This window comes from Aeromonas sp. 130281 (assembly GCF_056642115.1).
Map to the genome: position 1 here is coordinate 1,071,694 of NZ_JBWVQS010000001.1, position 14,837 is coordinate 1,086,530.

The window sequence follows — 14,837 nt, forward strand, 5'->3', positions numbered from 1 at the left end:
CTCGCCCCTCTTTAGCCTCGCGCCTGCTGCTTAAAAACAGCACAACAACCGTAAAAAACTGCAAATCGATGCACAATTAAGCCACACAAAGGGGTGCAATCTGCATATAATGTGCCTGTTTTGCCGTCCGCTATAAGGAGTTCGCCATTGGATGCCACCACCATCAACAGTTTCTTTTTTATCGGTGCCTTGTTGGTGGGAGCCAGTGTCCTGTTAAGTGCGCTCTCGTCCCGGGTCGGCATCCCCATCCTGGTCATCTTCCTCGCCGTCGGCATGCTGGCCGGTGAGGATGGCCCCGGCGGCATCCACTTCGCCGACTACTCTGTCGCCTACCTGGTGGGCAACCTGGCGCTCGCCATCATTCTGCTGGATGGCGGCATGCGCACTCGGGTCTCCTCCTTTCGGGTCGCACTCTGGCCCGCCCTGTCGCTCGCCACCGTCGGGGTGGCCATCACCACAGGCCTGACCGGGCTGGCCGCCGCCTGGCTGTTTGATCTGAACCTGATGCAGGGGATGCTGATCGGCGCCATCGTCGGCTCCACCGATGCGGCGGCTGTGTTCTCCCTGCTCGGCGGGCGCAGCCTCAACGAGCGGGTCAGCGCCACCCTGGAGATAGAGTCCGGCAGCAACGATCCCATGGCGGTCTTTCTCACCGTCACCCTGATAGAGGTGCTGGCCACCGCCCAGCAGGGGCTGGACGCCGGCTTCCTGCTGCTGCAACTCATCAAGCAGTTTGGCCTGGGCGCCGGCATAGGCCTCGCCGGGGGCTGGCTGCTGTGGCGGCTCATCAACACGGCCCGCCTGGCCCCCGGGCTCTATCCGCTGCTCACCGTCAGCGGCGGCCTGCTCATCTTCGCCCTCACCACGGCGGTGGGGGGCAGCGGCATCCTCGCCATCTACCTCACCGGCCTGCTGCTCGGCAACCTCTCCCTGCGCAGCCGCAGCACCACCTTGTCGGTGCTGGACGGCCTGACCTGGCTCAGCCAGATCGGCATGTTCCTGGTGCTGGGGCTGCTCGCCACCCCGAGCAATCTGCTGCCCATCGCCGTGCCGGCGCTGGCGCTGGCCATGTGGATGATACTCTTTGCCCGCCCGGTGTCGGTCTGGATAGGCCTGCTGCCGTTCAAGAACTTCGCCCCCCGGGAGCGCTGGTTCATCTCCTGGGTCGGCCTGCGTGGCGCCGTGCCCATCATACTGGCGGTCTTCCCCATGATGGCGGGGCTGCCCAACGCCCAGCTCTACTTCAATGTCGCCTTCTTCGTGGTGCTGGTCTCCCTCATCCTGCAGGGCAGCTCGCTACCGCTGGCCTCCAGGCTGGCGCGGGTGGAGGTGCCGGCGCCGCCGTCCCCCATCAACCGCTCCGGGCTCGAGATCGATCTCGACAGCCAGTGGGAGACCTTCGTCTATCGCCTGAGCGCCGAGAAGTGGTGCATCGGCTCCCCCCTGCGGGAGCTGCGCATGCCCCAAGGCACCCGCATCTGCGCCCTGTTCCGCGGTCAGGAGCTGCTGCACCCCTCGGGCAGTACCTGCCTGCAGTCGGACGACATCCTCTGCGTCATCGGCCACGAGCGCGATCTGCCCGCCCTCGGCCAGCTGTTCAGCCAGGCGCCGGAGCAGGATCTGGGCCCGCGCTTCTTCGGTGACTTCCTGCTGGAGGCGACCGCCAGGCTGGTGGATCTCGCCCCGCTCTACGGGCTGGATGTGAGCGAGGTGGCGGATCAGACGCTCGGCGATTTCATTGCCCATCAGTTGGGCGATAATCTGGTAGTGGGTGACCACGTCGCCTGGCAGGGCCTGCTCTGGACGGTGGCGGAGATGGAAGAGGGTGAGCCTCGCAAGATAGGGGTACGCTTCCTGGAAGAAGATCCGGTCTAGGACGCAAGCCGGACCCTGTTCAATACACATACTCGGCGCCCGTTCCCGCCAAGACGGTGAACCGGCGCCCGGCGAGAAGGGAGTGACCCATGCCTTATCAAACCCAGTTGTCTGGTCTCTATCCTCCCTCCCCCCGACTGGGGCTGATCGAGGGTTTCTTCGGCAAGGGCTGGAGCTGGGAGGCCCGCGCCCGCTATGCCCAGTGGCTGCCCCGCCATGGCTACGGCTTCTACCTCTATGCCCCCAAGGAAGACGGCTACCTGCGCAAGCACTGGGCCGAGCCCTGGCCGAGGGAGCAACTCGACCACCTGCGCCAGCTGGCCCGGCAGTGCCGGGAGAACGGCCTCGCCTTCGGTGTGGGGTTGAGCCCCATGGGCGCCCATCACGACTACGCCCACAAGCGCCCGGCCCTGCTCGAGAAGGTGCGCCTCATCGAGGAGGCGCTCCAGCCCGACATATTGGCGGTGCTGTTTGACGACATGAAGGGGGATACCCCGGATCTCGCCCACTGGCAGCTCACCATAGCCCACGACATCGCGGCCCACACCCGCGCCGGCCGTCTCATCTTCTGCCCCAGCTACTACTCGACGGATCCCGTGCTGGAGAAGGTGTTCGGCGCCATGCCCCCCCACTATCTGACGGATCTGGGTCAGGGGCTGGACAAGCGCTTCGACATCTTCTGGACCGGCCCCAGGGTCTGCTCCACCGAGTATCCGACCGCCCATCTCAGGCAGGCCGCCGACTGGCTGCACCGCAAGCCGTTCCTGTGGGACAACTACCCGGTCAATGACGGCAGCAAGGCGAGCAGCTTCCTGCACCTGCGCGCCTTCGAGCACCGCCCCGCCGAGCTGGCGGATCTCACCGCCGGTCACGCTGTCAATCCCATGAAGCAGGCGGCGCTCTCTGTGCTGCCGCTCGCCACCCTGCCCATGAGCTACCGGCTCGGTCGCCAGTACGATCCGGATCAGGCGCTGCACGCCTCCCTCAACGCCACCTGCGGGCCGCAGATCTCCGCCATGATAGAGGCCGACCTGCCGCTGTTTCAGGACATAGGGCTGGCCCAGCTGACACCTGAGCAGGTGACTCACCTCAAGGCCCGCTACCTGCCATTCCAGGATCAGGGCTGCGTCGCCGAGATCCTGCGCTGGCTGGACGGCGAATACGTGTTCGATCCCGACTGCCTCACCGACTGACCCCGGCCGTCAGCCGCCCACGAAAAAGGCCACCTCCCCGGCAGGGAGGTGGCCTTTTTCATTCCGATCCCCTCAGCCGAAGGCCAGCCAGACGCCCACAAACAGCATGAGCGAGCCGGCGATGCGGTTCATCAGGGTGACGTTGCCGCTCTTGGCGAGGAAGTGACGCAGGGTGCGGCCACCGCTCGCATAGAGCAGCAGGCAGGAGAACTCGATGACCAGGATGAGCACCACCAGGGCGCTGATCTGGGGGGCCATCGGCTTGGCCGCATTGATGAAGGGGGGCAGCAGGGAGACCATGAAGGCCCACCCCTTGGGATTGGCGATGGCGGTGACGAAGCCCTGCAGCGCCAGCCCGAGCGGCTTGGTCTCCTGGCCGGCGGAGAGATCCGCCGGAATCGCCATCTTGCCCTTGGCCTGCCACATCTGGATGCCGAGCCAGACCAGATAGGCGCCGCCCACGTACTTGAAGGCCGAGAACAGGGCCGGGTAGTTGAGCATGACGGCCGCCACCCCGACCACAGAGAGCACCGAGACCAGGCCGACGCCGATGAGCTCCCCCCACATCATGTGCAGGGTGCGGCGCACCCCCAGACTCATGCCCAGGGTCATCGCCAGGGTCATGCACATGCCGGGGGTCACGGAGACAAAGAAAAACGTGGGAATAAAGAGCGCCAAGATGGCGGGATCAATCCAGTGAGACACACTACACCTCCAGGTAACAAGCAGTCGATCTTGCCTATCACACTCTTTTAACACAAGAAAAACCTTTTCCTTCAGCAAGAATTCAGCATTAAAAACCCTGTGACAAGAGTTGTCGCGCCTGTGTAAGATGCCGCCTCACTCCTCTTTTGGGTTAGGATCTTTCATGTCTTTGAATAATCTGTCCATTCGTCTGCAAGTTCTCATTCCACTACTGCTCGCCAGCCTGCTGATGCTACTCATGGCCGTGATCAGCAAGCAGGAGATAGACGGTGCCATCAAGGACATGAACGACACCACCGCCAGCGTCACCCGCCACAAGGACGACATCGCCGCCCTGATCCACGCCACCTACCGGCTGCGCACCAACGCCATCTACGGCCTCTACGATCAGGCGCGCTTCGCCCAGTTGCCGAGCCAGCTCTCCGCCGCCGAGCAGGAGATTGGCACCATATTGTCGCGGCTGGTGATCCCGGGGGCCGAGCAGGACAACGGCCAGGTGGCTGCGGCGCTGCAGGCCTATCTCGGCCATACCCGCAGCAACATGCTGCCGCTGCTGGCCGCCAAACACGCAGGCAGTGGCGAGCCCGCCGGCTATGAGCAGTCCCGGCTGCGCTTTCGCGAGCTGGGGGAGCAGCTCATCAAGCAGATTGACACCCTCTCTGCCCACATCAATCAGCTGATCCAGCAGGAGATAGCCCAGGAGCAGGCCCACTACCACGCCACCCTGCTGCAGACCCTGCTGCTGATGGGGGCCACCCTGATCGCGGCGCTCTGCGGCGGCTGGTGGCTCTCCGGTCGCATCGTCCAGCCCATAGGCCAGTTGCAGGAGGTGATGCACGCCGTCGCCCTCGGTCGCTTCAACGTGCGCGCCAAGGCCGAAGGCAACAACGAGCTGGGCCAGCTGGCCAAGGACATCAACCAGACCCTGAGCCAGCTTGGCAGCACTATCCATGCCCTGACCGGCATCAGCGGCAACGTGGCCTCCGCCGCCACCGAGCTGGCTGCCGTCATGACCCAGTCCGAGGCCAACGCCCAGCAGCAGCGCAGCGAGACCGAGCAGGTGGCCTCCGCCGTCACCGAGCTGGCCAGCACAGCGGACAACGTCAACCACAACGCCGCCCTGGCCGATGAGCTGGCGCGGGACGCCAACCGCCGGGTCGAGCAGGGGCTGGCGCTGTTTGCCGAGAGCATCCAGGCCAACGGTCGCATGACCGGCAGCCTGGAGAACGCCGCCACCGTGGTCGCGCGGCTCAAGTCCCAGTCCGAGCAGATCGGCAAGGTGATCGAGGTGATCCAGAGCATCTCGGAGCAGACCAACCTGCTGGCGCTCAACGCCGCCATCGAGGCCGCCCGCGCCGGTGAAACCGGCCGAGGCTTTGCGGTGGTGGCCGACGAGGTGCGCCTGCTGGCAGCGCGGACCCAGGACTCCACCAAGGAGATCCAGGTCATCATAGAGCAGTTGCAGAGTCAGTCCCTCTCCGCCAACAGCGGCGTGCAGGAGACCCTGGAGATCCTCGGCCACAACCAGCGCCTCTCCGCCGAGGTGCAGGCGCTGCTGGGGGGCATCACGGAGGCGGTCAACCAGATCAATGGCGCCAATGCCCAGGTGGCCACCGCCGCCGAGGAGCAATCCTGTGTCACCGCCGACATCAGCCGCAACATCACCAACATCCACGAGATAGTGAACCAGAACGTGGCCGGCATCAGCCAGAGCGCCGCCGCCAGTCACGAACTGTCACAGCTCGCCGAGCAGCAGCGCAGGCAGCTCGCCCAGTTCCAGCTGTAATACTCCCCTCTCGTTGACAGACTCCGGGCCCCGCCCCGGGGTCTGTCCCCTCGTGTTTAAAACGGCTTTTTGCCCACAAGGCGCCATTAGGGGCTGGGCTGCATCCGCAAATATGGGTATGGTAGAGGCACGTCATTCCCCCTCACCCAGAGAACACCATGAGCCTGAAGTTCAAGAAACCCGCTTTTATCACGCTGGGCCTCGTCGCCCTGCTCTCCGCGCTCTGGCTCGATTTCTATCTGCCGGAACACACCATAGCCACCATCACGGGGGTCGAGGTGAAGCGTACCGACAAGGATGGTCCCATCAGCCAGAAGAACCCGGCAGACGGCCCCATCACCGACGTCTATTACATCTACACCGAGCGTCCCGGCGAGAAGATCCGGGTGTTCCGCAATGAAGATACCGGCTGGGGCTGGCCCTTCTACTTCAAGTTCAATGCCGCCGACGTTCAGGCCAAGGCCAAGTCCATGGAGTTCGAGAAGCGCCTGGCCATCATCACCTCCTACGGCTGGCGGGTGAACATGTTCTCCCTCTTCCCCAACGTCACCAAGATAGAGAGCACCCAGCCCGATGCCTCCACCTGGAGCTTCTTCCGCTGGTTCTGGTTCGGCGTCTGGGCGCTGGTGATGGGTAAGGCCGCCATCGCCACCTGGCGCTACTTCGACCGTCTCGAGGACGAGATATGAGGAGCACACCGGCATCAGGCGGAGACGGGCAATGAGCGAACCGAGCAAGACCCGCACCAGCTTCTATCGCCGCCTCTACGTGGCTCACCTCATCAGCCAGGGCACGGACACAGTGCCCGCCATCATGGCGGCCACCGGCATGCCCAGGCGCACCGCCCAGGATACCCTGAGCGCCCTGGCCGAACTCGATATCAGCTGCGCCTTCGAGCAGACCGAGGGGGCTCGCCACCTGCAGGGCCACTACCGCATCAGCGACTGGGGGCCCATCAATCCTGACTGGATCAAGGCCCAGTTGGCTGTCATCAAGGGGACGTTGGGATATCCCTGATCCTGAGATTGAGCGCGGATATGTACCGACTAATGAGGATCCTCCCGGCCAATCCCAGGACGTACCGATGAAGGCTATACGCATCATTTTGCAGCTTGTGATTCTTGCCGCAGGATGTATTACGATTGCGGCTCTCATTGTTGTCCCTGACCCAGACTTCACGGTCATTGTCGTTTTACTTGGCTGTGTGGCACTTCTCCTTGCTCTGACTCTGGTACTAAAAGAGCATACGGAAACGCGCTTGAGCCCTGATCATAAGCTCAGCCTCAAACCAATTGGCATGGTTTTGTTCCTGTCTGGAATATTTGCCATTTTCTACGGCACGAGCATTCTCAGCGGACATCAACCTCTACCGAATGGCAGTGATACATGCCGTGCTATGTGCGGGATCATGTTGTTGGCATCCGAAACATTTGGCCAAGAAGTTGCCAAACTGTTTGCCTTCGGCCTGTGGTCAGTCGTGGGACTATTTCTTTGCTTTATTGGTTACCACCTGGTGAGAGGAAGGAGATAACCTTACTGAATGCAATCATGTAAGCCTTGTTAACTCATTGTCTTCCTGGAAAAAGAGGGGCCAGCCGACAAGGCTGGCCCCTCTTTTTCCAGGCCGATGGCGTGACAGGCAGCCCTACTCGGGCATGGCCGAATCCTCCAGTTCTTCTTCCGACTCTCCCCGGGTGCAGTCGATGATGGAGCGCTTGGGGTTGCCCGGATCGCGCAGCAGCAGGGGGGCCTCTCCCCTGTCGTGCTTCTGCTCGTCGGCAAACTCGCTGCCGTAGGCGTTGTGGGTCAGTCTGCGCGCATTGGCGATGGGGGTATCCACAAACAGGGCGTGCACCTCGAAGGTCGAGGCCGGGATCAGAAAGCCCGTGATGGGCAGGCCATGAAGCTCCTGGTGGGTCTTGTACCAGGCGAAGCCGTCTGACGTCTTGTCGGGGGTGAAGGTCTTGAGCAGCGGGTGGGACGGCTCACCGCTCTCGCTGTCGAGATGGAGATCGTCCAGATCGCAGGTCGCCAGCCCCTGCCACATCCTCTCGAAGGGGGTGGCACAGGCCGTCAATTGCATACATGTCAGCAGTGCCAACGTCCCTTTCCACATGCCCAACCCCTTATCCGATGTCGAAGAACTTAGTCAAATGCCCTTAGGCGCCCCACCAGCAGATCGATGAAGCCGACCCTGTCCAGCCCCAGCAGCACCCGCGCATTGGCCGGTTTGCCGGTGAGCCCGTAGCGATCCACCACCGTCATCCCCACAGTATGCCTGCCCTGGGTCTCTATGCCGACCCAGCAGTCCTGCCCATGGAACAGCGACGGCGCCAGCAACCAGGCGATGGTACAGGGGTCATGGAGCGGCGCGCCAGCAAATCCCCACTTGGGATCCCTGTGGTAGATCATGAAGAAGTCGAGCAGGTCCGCCACGCACTGGGCCACCGGGTTGGGGATGGCACGCACCCGCGCTATATCCTCGTCCATCACCTGGGCCTCGTGGGTCACATCCAGCCCGCACAGGGTGATGGGAATGCCGGCGCTGAACACCATATCGGCCGCTTCCGGGTCCACATAAATATTGAATTCCGCCGCCGGGGTCCAGTTGCCCGCCCCCGCCGCGCCGCCCATCAAGACGATGCGGCCAATCCTGGATTTCAACTCGGGGTGGGCCGCCAGCAGCAGGGCGATATTGGTGAGGGGACCGGTCGGCACCAGGGTGACCGGCTCCGGGCTCTCGCGCAGGCACTTGGCCATCAGCTCGAGGGCCGTCATTGCCTGGGGCGCAAAGGCGGGATCCGGCAGTGTGGGGCCGTCGAGGCCCGACTCCCCGTGCACGTTGTCGGCGATGATAAGCTCGCGCATCAGCGGCTTGGGCGCCCCCGCCGCCACCGGAATGTCGTGGCGACCGAGCAGGGTGAGGATGCGCAGGGCGTTGTTGAGGGTCTTGTCCGGGGTCTGGTTGCCCGCACTGGTGGTCACCGCCAGCACCTTGAGTTCTGGGCTCGCCAGCGCCAGGATGAGGGCGATGGCATCATCGTGGCCGGGATCGCAATCGAGAATAACGGGCAACGCCATGGAGAGGCTCCTTACGACATGACAGGGAGCCATACCTTAGCAAGCCAGCGCCGAATGAACTCGGGAAGGGGTCACAAAACGGCATCGTCCTGCATTATCAATCACTTGCCACCAGGCACCCAGACAGGACCTGACCAGCTCACGCCGATTCGCTCCGCGCCACAGCTTGGAGTATGATCGCCCCCCGTTTCCAGCCCGTGCGCCCCATGTCTGTTATCGTCGATACCTTTATCGCCCCCCCTTGCAATGCCCAAATAGAGGTCCTGTTCGAGGATGAACACCTGCTGCTGATCAACAAGCCGAGCGGCCTGCTCAGCCTCTCGGGCAAGAACCCGCAGAACCTCGACTCGGTGCATTATCGACTGGTGCAGGATTACCCCGGCTGCACCCTGGTGCACCGCCTCGACTTTGGTACCTCGGGTCTCATGGTGGTGGCCAAAAACAGGGCCATCAATGCCTTGCTCTGCCAGCAGTTCAGCCAGCGCACCGTGAGCAAGGCCTACAGCGCCCTGCTGTGCGGCCATCTGGCGGACGATGAGGGGGTGATCGAGGCCCCCATCGCCAAGGATCCGGCGATCTTCCCGCTGATGAAGATCTGCGCCAGCGGCAAGCCCGCCCGCTCCCGCTATCGGGTGGTGGAGCGACTGGTGCGCGAGGGCGCGAGGGGCGAGCCCTTGCCATTGACCCGGGTCAGCCTGGTGCCGGAGACAGGCCGCACTCATCAGCTGCGCATCCACAGCCAGTGGCTGGGTCACCCCATACTCGGCTGCGATCTCTACGGCGGTCTGGTGCTGCCGGGTTGCGAGCAGGCACCACGGCTGATGCTGCATGCCAGCGCGCTGGATTTAGTGCATCCGGTGAGCGGCGAGCCGATGGCCGTCAAGTGTGCCACCCCCTTCTAGGGACATTGGCCGATATCAAACGCATTGGGAGGAAAAACAGAGAGGCGAAGGGGAACAGGGCAAACGGCGGATAAAGATAGGGGCCGCGCTTTCGCAACGGCCCCCACCCCCCACTCGTGGTGGTGCTATCAGATCAGCTTGCGGGCGGCGCCCAGCACGATCTTGATGGCATCAGATTCGGTTCTCGCCATGGTTTCGGCGTTCGGGATTTCCTGCTGGGTACGGTTCACGATGACACCGGCTACCATGCCGGCGCGCAGGCCCTGGCTGGAGCACATGGTCAGCAGGGTGGCGGACTCCATCTCGTAGTTCAGCACGCCCATGGCTTGCCACTCTTTCATGGAACCCTGGAAACGGCTCACTACGCGGCCGGATACGGTGTCGTAGCGCTCCTGACCCGGGTAGAAGGTATCGGAAGAGGCAGTCACACCCACGTGCAGGGTGGAGCCCAGCTCCTTGGCGGTGTTGACCAGCGCGGTGGTGCAGTCGAAGTCGGCCACGGCCGGGAACTCCATGGGTGCAAAGTGCAGGCTGGCACCGTCGAGGCGCACCGAGCCTGTGGTGACGATGACGTCGCCCACGTTCAGGTGCGGCTGGATGGCGCCTGTGGTGCCGATGCGCAGGAAGGTGCGGATACCCAGCTGGGCCAGCTCTTCCACCGCGATGGAGGTGGACGGGCCGCCGATACCGGTGGAGCAGATGATCACGGCCTTGCCGTCCATCTCGCCGCGCCAGGTAGTGAACTCACGATGGCTGGCCAGGTGCACAGGGTTGTCCAACAGCTCTGCGATGCGCTTCACGCGCTCGGGGTCACCGGGAACGATCGCCAGGGTGGCGCCTTGCAGATCCGCTTTCTTCAAACCCAAGTGAAATACATCAGACATAGTGGACTCCTGGTTGCATCCCGCCGCCTCGCAGCCGAGCGCAGTTAAGGTGATTCTTTATGGTATTTTCGAGCCTGTTTCCCTCCATCGGGGAAGGCGCCAACTATGGTCGAAAGCGCTTTCCAATTCCTTGACGCGCTTCACACTTCCGCGCATCCGAGGCGCTAAAAAACCGGCAAAACGTTTGCTAACTTGATGAATTTCTTGAAAAACGTTTATACACCGAACAAGAGGCAAGCGCCCTTGTCAATCCCCGTCTGGCCCCGGTTTTTCGGTCCGTGATCGAGTCCATAAAGTTGCCAATCAGATACCATTGACCCCTTTTCATCCCCTCTGACGCTGTTATGTTGACGCCCGTATACCACTTAATGGCTAATCAAACGGAGTCCACCATGGCGACATTCAAGTTCTACATTCCCGCGGTCAACCTGATGGGGGCGGGCTGCCTGCAAGAAGCGGCGGCCGACATCCAGGGTCATGGCTTTCGCAAGGCGCTGATCGTCACCGACAAGATCCTCAACCAGATAGGGGTGGTCACCAGGCTTACCAGCCTGCTGGCAGAACATGGCATTGAAAGCGCAGTTTTCGACGACACCAGGCCGAACCCCACCATGAGCAACGTGGAATCCGGTCTGGCCATGATCAAGGCCCATGGCTGCGACTGCGTCATCTCGCTGGGTGGCGGCTCCCCCCATGACTGCGCCAAGGGCATCGCCCTGGTGGCCACCAACGGGGGCAGCATCCAGGATTACGAAGGGGTAGACTGCTCCGCCAGGCCGCAGCTGCCGCTCATCGCCATCAACACCACGGCCGGTACCGCCTCCGAGATGACCCGCTTCTGCATCATCACCGACGAGACCCGTCAGGTGAAGATGGCCATCATCGACAAGCACGTCACCCCGCTGATGTCGGTCAACGATCCCGAGCTGATGCTGGCCAAACCCGCCGGTCTCACCGCCGCCACCGGCATGGATGCCCTGACCCACGCCATCGAGGCCTATGTCTCCACCGCCGCCACCCCGGTCACCGATGCCAGCGCCGTGATGGCCATCGAGCTGATTGCCAGACACCTGCGTACCGCCGTCAACCAGGGGGACGACCTGCATGCCCGCGAGCAGATGGCCTACGCCCAGTTCCTGGCCGGCATGGCGTTCAACAACGCCAGCCTCGGCTATGTACACGCCATGGCCCACCAGCTCGGCGGTTTCTATGACCTGCCCCACGGGGTCTGCAACGCCGTGCTGCTGCCCCACGTGCAGGCCTACAACGCCCGGGTGAGCGCCGCTCGCCTCAAGGAGGTGGCCCGCCACATGGGGGTGGACGTGAGCGCCATGAGCGACGCGCAGGGGGCCGAGGCGGCGATTGCCGCCATCAAGCAGCTGGCGCTGGACGTGAAGATCCCGGCCGGGCTGGAGCAGCTCGGGGTCAGGGCCGATGACTTCGACGTGCTGGCCAGCAACGCCCTGAAAGATGCCTGCGGCTTCACCAACCCCAGGCAGGCAAGCCACGAGGAGATAGTCGCCATCTTCCGCGCCGCCATGTGAGACGCGCCATTGTGTGTCAGGGCCGCCACGCGGCCCTTTTTATTGGCAGGAGGATCAATGGCTTTTTACTTCCGCACGGGGAGTGGGTATGATTTGCCGAGCTAAAAAAGACTGTATGGATGATCTGAACCCGATATGCGGATGAAACACCTGATTGCCGCGGCCCTGACCGCCCTCACCCTGTCCGGTTGCAGCCTGGTCTATCGCATCGATATTCCTCAGGGCAACTATGTGGAACAAAAGCAGGTCGACAAGCTGCGCCAGGGCATGACCCGCGAGCAGGTCGAGTTCGTGCTGGGTTCTCCCATGCTGCGCGACGGCTTTGACCCCAACACCTGGTACTATCTCTATGAGTTCCAGCCTGGTCGTGGTGACAAGGAGCGCAAGGAGCTGACCCTGAACTTCGTGGGCGACAGACTCGCCACCGCCACGGGTGACTTCCCCCTCCCCGCCGCCTTCACCACCCCGCTCTGACAGCATCATAAAACCGGCCAAGGCCGGTTTTCTCTTGTCTGGCCTCCGATCGGGTTTCGAAGGTGTGCTCCCTGAACCATGATCAAGGACGTCAACGCCCCTCATCATCCCCTCAAGGAGATCACATGAGCCAGATCCTGATCGCCGGGGCAACCGGCCTGGTCGGCCAGGCCCTCATCCGCCAGCTCGGCCCCGAGCACCAGCTGACCCTGCTCTGCCGCCAGCCGGGCGAGGCCGCCCCCAACCGGCACTGGCTGCCGGTAGACTTCGAACACCTCGACGAGGTAGCGCTGCCCGGCCCCGTCGACATGGCCTTCTGCTGCCTCGGCACCACCCGCAAGGACGCTGGCTCCGATGAAGCCTTTCGCCGGGTCGATCACGACTATGTGCTGGCCTTTGCCGCCCTCGCCCGCCGCCACGGCTGCCGGCGCCTGCTGGTCGTCTCCAGCCTGGGGGCCAACCCGCGCGCTCCCGCCCTCTATCCCCGCACCAAGGGCGAGATGGAGCAGGCCTTGCTGGCCCAGGCGTGGCAGCGACTCGTCATACTGCGCCCCGCCATGCTGCTCGGCCATCGCGAGCCTCCGCGCCGCTCCGAGCAGCTAGTTCAGGCCATCTATCCCTGCATAAAGCCCCTGCTGCAAGGGCCCCTCAGGCGCTGGCGTGCCATAGAGGCGAGCCAGGTGGCCCATGCCATGACGGTGCTCGCCAACCAGGCTCAGGGGGTAGAGATAGTGCAGAACGAGCGGTTGCTCACCCTGTAAGGCCCAGGCCAGTGCAGCCCCTGTGGTAAAACATCCAATAGAAAAGAGGCGCCATGGCGCCTCTTTTCATTGCTCGGTCTTCCCCGCATCAGGTCGATTCGCCATCGTCCCGCTTGCGGTGCACGTCGGGGCGTCCGCCGGTGACCACGTCGGCCCGCCCCTCTTCCTTGGCCTTCTCGGCCCGCTTCTTGCGCATCTCCTTGGGATCGGCGATGAGGGGGCGGTAGATCTCGATGCGATCCCCGTCCAGCACCGGCTCGCTCCCCTTGACCGGACGGCTGTAGATGCCGAACTTGTTGACCGAGAGATCGATCTCCGGGTGCTTCTGCACTATGCCGGACTGCTCGATGGCGGCCAGCACGCTGGTGCCCGGGGCAACCCGGATGCACAGCACGGTTTGCCGCTCGGGCAGGGCATAGGCGACTTCGATATTGAGCAGATCAGACACCGTAGACCACCTTGGCGCGGTTGGAGAAGGCGAGCACCATGGAACTCACCAGGTCACGGAAGATCTGGCCAAAGGCCAGCTCGATCAGCTTGGAGGTAAATTCAAAGTCGAGATCGAACTCCACCTTGCAGGCATCCACGTCCAGCGGCGTGAAGGTCCACCAGCCCGCCAGCTTGCTGAAGGGGCCCTCCACCAGTTCCATCTTGATTGCACGGTTGGCGTCGAGCAGGTTGCGGGTGGTAAAGGTCTTGGCGATGCCCGCCTTGGCCACATCCACCGAGGCCATCATGTAGTCCTCACCCGTCTCGTGAACGCGGCTGCCGACACAACCGGGCAGAAACTCGGGGTAAGCGTGAACATCGTTGACCAGACGGAACATCTGTTCCGCGCTGAACATCACCAGGGCACTGCGAGTAATACGGGGCATGGGCTTTCCTCATCCAATCGGGCCGATTTTATCACCTTGTCAGCCAAAATCACCGCCGAAACTGCTCACCTGGCCGCCACGCGCGCAATTGCCGCCCCTGATGACCAGCTTTACACCACCTTGCCAACCAAAAACATCACCGAACTGCTCACAAAGCCGCCACTCGAGTGGTTGCGCGTTTTACAGCCGCCGCCACCCACGTATAATGCGCCTTCCTAAACATTGCCGAAGGCCCCCGTCATGAGCAAAAAGAACAGTAAAAACAAAGCCGGGTCCAGCACCATTGCACTCAACAGAACCGCCCGCCACGAGTACTTCATCGAAGAGCGCGTGGAAGCCGGTCTGTCCCTGCAAGGGTGGGAAGTCAAATCCCTGCGGGCGGGCAAGGCCAACATCAGCGAAGCCTATGTCATCTTCCTGCAGGGCGAAGCCTTCCTGTTCGGCTCCAGCTTCCTGCCGCTGAACGCCGCCTCCAGCCACGTGGTGTGTGACCCGACCCGCACCCGCAAGCTGCTGCTGAGCCGCCGTGAACTCGACAAGCTCGAGAGCCTGGTTGCCCGCCAGGGCTACACCATAGTGCCGCTGGCGCTCTACTGGAAAGAGTGCTGGGTCAAGGTCGAGATCGGCCTGGTGAAGGGCAAGAAAGAGCACGACAAGCGGGAAGACACCAAGGCCCGGGAATGGGACCGGGAGAAGGCCCGCATCATGAAGAACAAGAACCGCGGTTGATTGTGCGCCGCCAGCGCCCGTGCGGCGA

17 protein-coding genes are annotated in these 14,837 nt (G+C 63.0%); 11 read left to right on the forward strand and 6 right to left on the reverse strand.

Going from position 1 to position 14,837, the window contains the following annotated elements:
* Nucleotides 1–147: 147 nt before the first annotated feature.
* Together AC1IN8_RS04705 and AC1IN8_RS04710 are read left to right on the forward strand one after the other, a co-directional pair.
* Nucleotides 148–1,875: a potassium/proton antiporter gene (locus tag AC1IN8_RS04705; RefSeq protein ID WP_139435189.1), complete on the forward strand. Its 1,728-nt coding sequence runs from the start codon at nt 148–150 to the stop codon at nt 1,873–1,875.
* 89 nt (nt 1,876–1,964) lie between these two features.
* Nucleotides 1,965–3,068: a beta-N-acetylglucosaminidase domain-containing protein gene (locus AC1IN8_RS04710; protein WP_479758213.1), complete on the forward strand. Its 1,104-nt coding sequence runs from the start codon at nt 1,965–1,967 to the stop codon at nt 3,066–3,068.
* Nucleotides 3,069–3,140: 72 nt separating this feature from the next.
* Here AC1IN8_RS04710 and AC1IN8_RS04715 read toward each other — a convergent pair whose 3' ends face one another.
* Nucleotides 3,141–3,773, reverse strand: coding sequence for a LysE family translocator (locus tag AC1IN8_RS04715; RefSeq protein ID WP_139435193.1), 633 nt, complete (start codon nt 3,771–3,773; stop codon nt 3,141–3,143).
* A 163-nt stretch (nt 3,774–3,936) separates the two neighbouring features.
* Between AC1IN8_RS04715 and AC1IN8_RS04720 the strand changes: the two genes are divergently transcribed.
* From AC1IN8_RS04720 to AC1IN8_RS04735, 4 genes are all read left to right on the forward strand, one after another.
* The gene (locus AC1IN8_RS04720) at nt 3,937–5,559 is read left to right on the forward strand and encodes a methyl-accepting chemotaxis protein (protein WP_479758214.1); all 1,623 of its coding nucleotides are present in this window, start codon (nt 3,937–3,939) and stop codon (nt 5,557–5,559) included.
* Nucleotides 5,560–5,717: 158 nt separating this feature from the next.
* Complete coding sequence (locus AC1IN8_RS04725) at nt 5,718–6,248, forward strand: DUF1523 family protein (RefSeq protein ID WP_139435198.1); 531 nt, start codon at nt 5,718–5,720, stop codon at nt 6,246–6,248.
* Nucleotides 6,249–6,279: 31 nt separating this feature from the next.
* The gene (locus tag AC1IN8_RS04730) at nt 6,280–6,576 is read left to right on the forward strand and encodes a winged helix-turn-helix domain-containing protein (protein WP_247626897.1); all 297 of its coding nucleotides are present in this window, start codon (nt 6,280–6,282) and stop codon (nt 6,574–6,576) included.
* Between the two features lie 67 nt (nt 6,577–6,643).
* Nucleotides 6,644–7,090, forward strand: a complete 447-nt coding sequence (locus AC1IN8_RS04735) for a hypothetical protein (protein WP_479758215.1) — start codon at nt 6,644–6,646, stop codon at nt 7,088–7,090.
* Nucleotides 7,091–7,204: 114 nt separating this feature from the next.
* Here the strand turns inward: AC1IN8_RS04735 and AC1IN8_RS04740 are convergent, their stop codons facing one another.
* Nucleotides 7,205–7,675: a hypothetical protein gene (locus AC1IN8_RS04740; RefSeq protein WP_479758216.1), complete on the reverse strand. Its 471-nt coding sequence runs from the start codon at nt 7,673–7,675 to the stop codon at nt 7,205–7,207.
* A 29-nt stretch (nt 7,676–7,704) separates the two neighbouring features.
* Nucleotides 7,705–8,640 (reverse strand): pyrimidine-specific ribonucleoside hydrolase RihA, encoded by a 936-nt coding sequence (gene rihA / locus AC1IN8_RS04745; RefSeq protein ID WP_247626898.1) that lies wholly within the window; start codon nt 8,638–8,640, stop codon nt 7,705–7,707.
* Nucleotides 8,641–8,813: 173 nt separating this feature from the next.
* Here rihA and AC1IN8_RS04750 point away from each other — a divergent pair, with 173 nt between their 5' ends.
* A complete protein-coding gene (locus tag AC1IN8_RS04750) occupies nt 8,814–9,542 on the forward strand; it encodes an RluA family pseudouridine synthase (RefSeq protein WP_479758217.1) in 729 nt (242 codons plus the stop codon).
* A 128-nt stretch (nt 9,543–9,670) separates the two neighbouring features.
* Here the strand turns inward: AC1IN8_RS04750 and udp are convergent, their stop codons facing one another.
* Complete coding sequence (udp, locus tag AC1IN8_RS04755) at nt 9,671–10,426, reverse strand: uridine phosphorylase (protein WP_025326293.1); 756 nt, start codon at nt 10,424–10,426, stop codon at nt 9,671–9,673.
* 392 nt (nt 10,427–10,818) lie between these two features.
* Between udp and yiaY the strand changes: the two genes are divergently transcribed.
* The 3 genes from yiaY to AC1IN8_RS04770 all read left to right on the forward strand — a co-directional run bounded on the left by yiaY (nt 10,819) and on the right by AC1IN8_RS04770 (nt 13,205).
* On the forward strand, nt 10,819–11,970 hold the full coding sequence (yiaY, locus tag AC1IN8_RS04760) for an L-threonine dehydrogenase (protein ID WP_479758218.1): 1,152 nt from the start codon (nt 10,819–10,821) through the stop codon (nt 11,968–11,970).
* A gap of 135 nt (nt 11,971–12,105) precedes the next feature.
* The gene (locus tag AC1IN8_RS04765; RefSeq protein WP_005325779.1) at nt 12,106–12,444 is read left to right on the forward strand and encodes an outer membrane protein assembly factor BamE; all 339 of its coding nucleotides are present in this window, start codon (nt 12,106–12,108) and stop codon (nt 12,442–12,444) included.
* Nucleotides 12,445–12,569: 125 nt separating this feature from the next.
* Nucleotides 12,570–13,205 (forward strand): NAD(P)H-binding protein, encoded by a 636-nt coding sequence (locus tag AC1IN8_RS04770; protein ID WP_479758219.1) that lies wholly within the window; start codon nt 12,570–12,572, stop codon nt 13,203–13,205.
* An 88-nt stretch (nt 13,206–13,293) separates the two neighbouring features.
* Here the strand turns inward: AC1IN8_RS04770 and AC1IN8_RS04775 are convergent, their stop codons facing one another.
* Together AC1IN8_RS04775 and AC1IN8_RS04780 are read right to left on the reverse strand one after the other, a co-directional pair.
* Nucleotides 13,294–13,653 carry an RnfH family protein gene (locus tag AC1IN8_RS04775; RefSeq protein ID WP_479758220.1) on the reverse strand — a complete coding sequence of 120 codons (360 nt, stop codon included), beginning with the start codon at nt 13,651–13,653 and terminating at the stop codon, nt 13,294–13,296.
* Complete coding sequence (locus AC1IN8_RS04780) at nt 13,646–14,080, reverse strand: SRPBCC family protein (protein WP_042650424.1); 435 nt, start codon at nt 14,078–14,080, stop codon at nt 13,646–13,648. Before AC1IN8_RS04780 ends, AC1IN8_RS04775 begins: the two co-directional genes overlap by 8 nt.
* Nucleotides 14,081–14,320: 240 nt before the next feature.
* Between AC1IN8_RS04780 and smpB the strand changes: the two genes are divergently transcribed.
* On the forward strand, nt 14,321–14,809 hold the full coding sequence (gene smpB / locus AC1IN8_RS04785) for an SsrA-binding protein SmpB (protein ID WP_041206169.1): 489 nt from the start codon (nt 14,321–14,323) through the stop codon (nt 14,807–14,809).
* Nucleotides 14,810–14,837 lie beyond the last annotated feature (28 nt).

What these genes read in the sequence shown, in the direction of transcription:
- AC1IN8_RS04710 (WP_479758213.1), top strand. Translation starts at nt 1,965, where the DNA reads ATGCCTTATCAAACCCAGTTGTCTGGTCTCTATCCTCCCTCCCCCCGA.
- AC1IN8_RS04720 (WP_479758214.1), top strand. Translation starts at nt 3,937, where the DNA reads ATGTCTTTGAATAATCTGTCCATTCGTCTGCAAGTTCTCATTCCACTA.
- AC1IN8_RS04725 (WP_139435198.1), top strand. Translation starts at nt 5,718, where the DNA reads ATGAGCCTGAAGTTCAAGAAACCCGCTTTTATCACGCTGGGCCTCGTC.
- AC1IN8_RS04730 (WP_247626897.1), top strand. Translation starts at nt 6,280, where the DNA reads ATGAGCGAACCGAGCAAGACCCGCACCAGCTTCTATCGCCGCCTCTAC.
- AC1IN8_RS04735 (WP_479758215.1), top strand. Translation starts at nt 6,644, where the DNA reads ATGAAGGCTATACGCATCATTTTGCAGCTTGTGATTCTTGCCGCAGGA.
- AC1IN8_RS04740 (WP_479758216.1), bottom strand. Translation starts at nt 7,675, where the DNA reads ATGTGGAAAGGGACGTTGGCACTGCTGACATGTATGCAATTGACGGCC.
- rihA (WP_247626898.1), bottom strand. Translation starts at nt 8,640, where the DNA reads ATGGCGTTGCCCGTTATTCTCGATTGCGATCCCGGCCACGATGATGCC.
- AC1IN8_RS04750 (WP_479758217.1), top strand. Translation starts at nt 8,814, where the DNA reads ATGATCGCCCCCCGTTTCCAGCCCGTGCGCCCCATGTCTGTTATCGTC.
- udp (WP_025326293.1), bottom strand. Translation starts at nt 10,426, where the DNA reads ATGTCTGATGTATTTCACTTGGGTTTGAAGAAAGCGGATCTGCAAGGC.
- yiaY (WP_479758218.1), top strand. Translation starts at nt 10,819, where the DNA reads ATGGCGACATTCAAGTTCTACATTCCCGCGGTCAACCTGATGGGGGCG.
- AC1IN8_RS04765 (WP_005325779.1), top strand. Translation starts at nt 12,106, where the DNA reads ATGCGGATGAAACACCTGATTGCCGCGGCCCTGACCGCCCTCACCCTG.
- AC1IN8_RS04770 (WP_479758219.1), top strand. Translation starts at nt 12,570, where the DNA reads ATGAGCCAGATCCTGATCGCCGGGGCAACCGGCCTGGTCGGCCAGGCC.
- AC1IN8_RS04780 (WP_042650424.1), bottom strand. Translation starts at nt 14,080, where the DNA reads ATGCCCCGTATTACTCGCAGTGCCCTGGTGATGTTCAGCGCGGAACAG.
- smpB (WP_041206169.1), top strand. Translation starts at nt 14,321, where the DNA reads ATGAGCAAAAAGAACAGTAAAAACAAAGCCGGGTCCAGCACCATTGCA.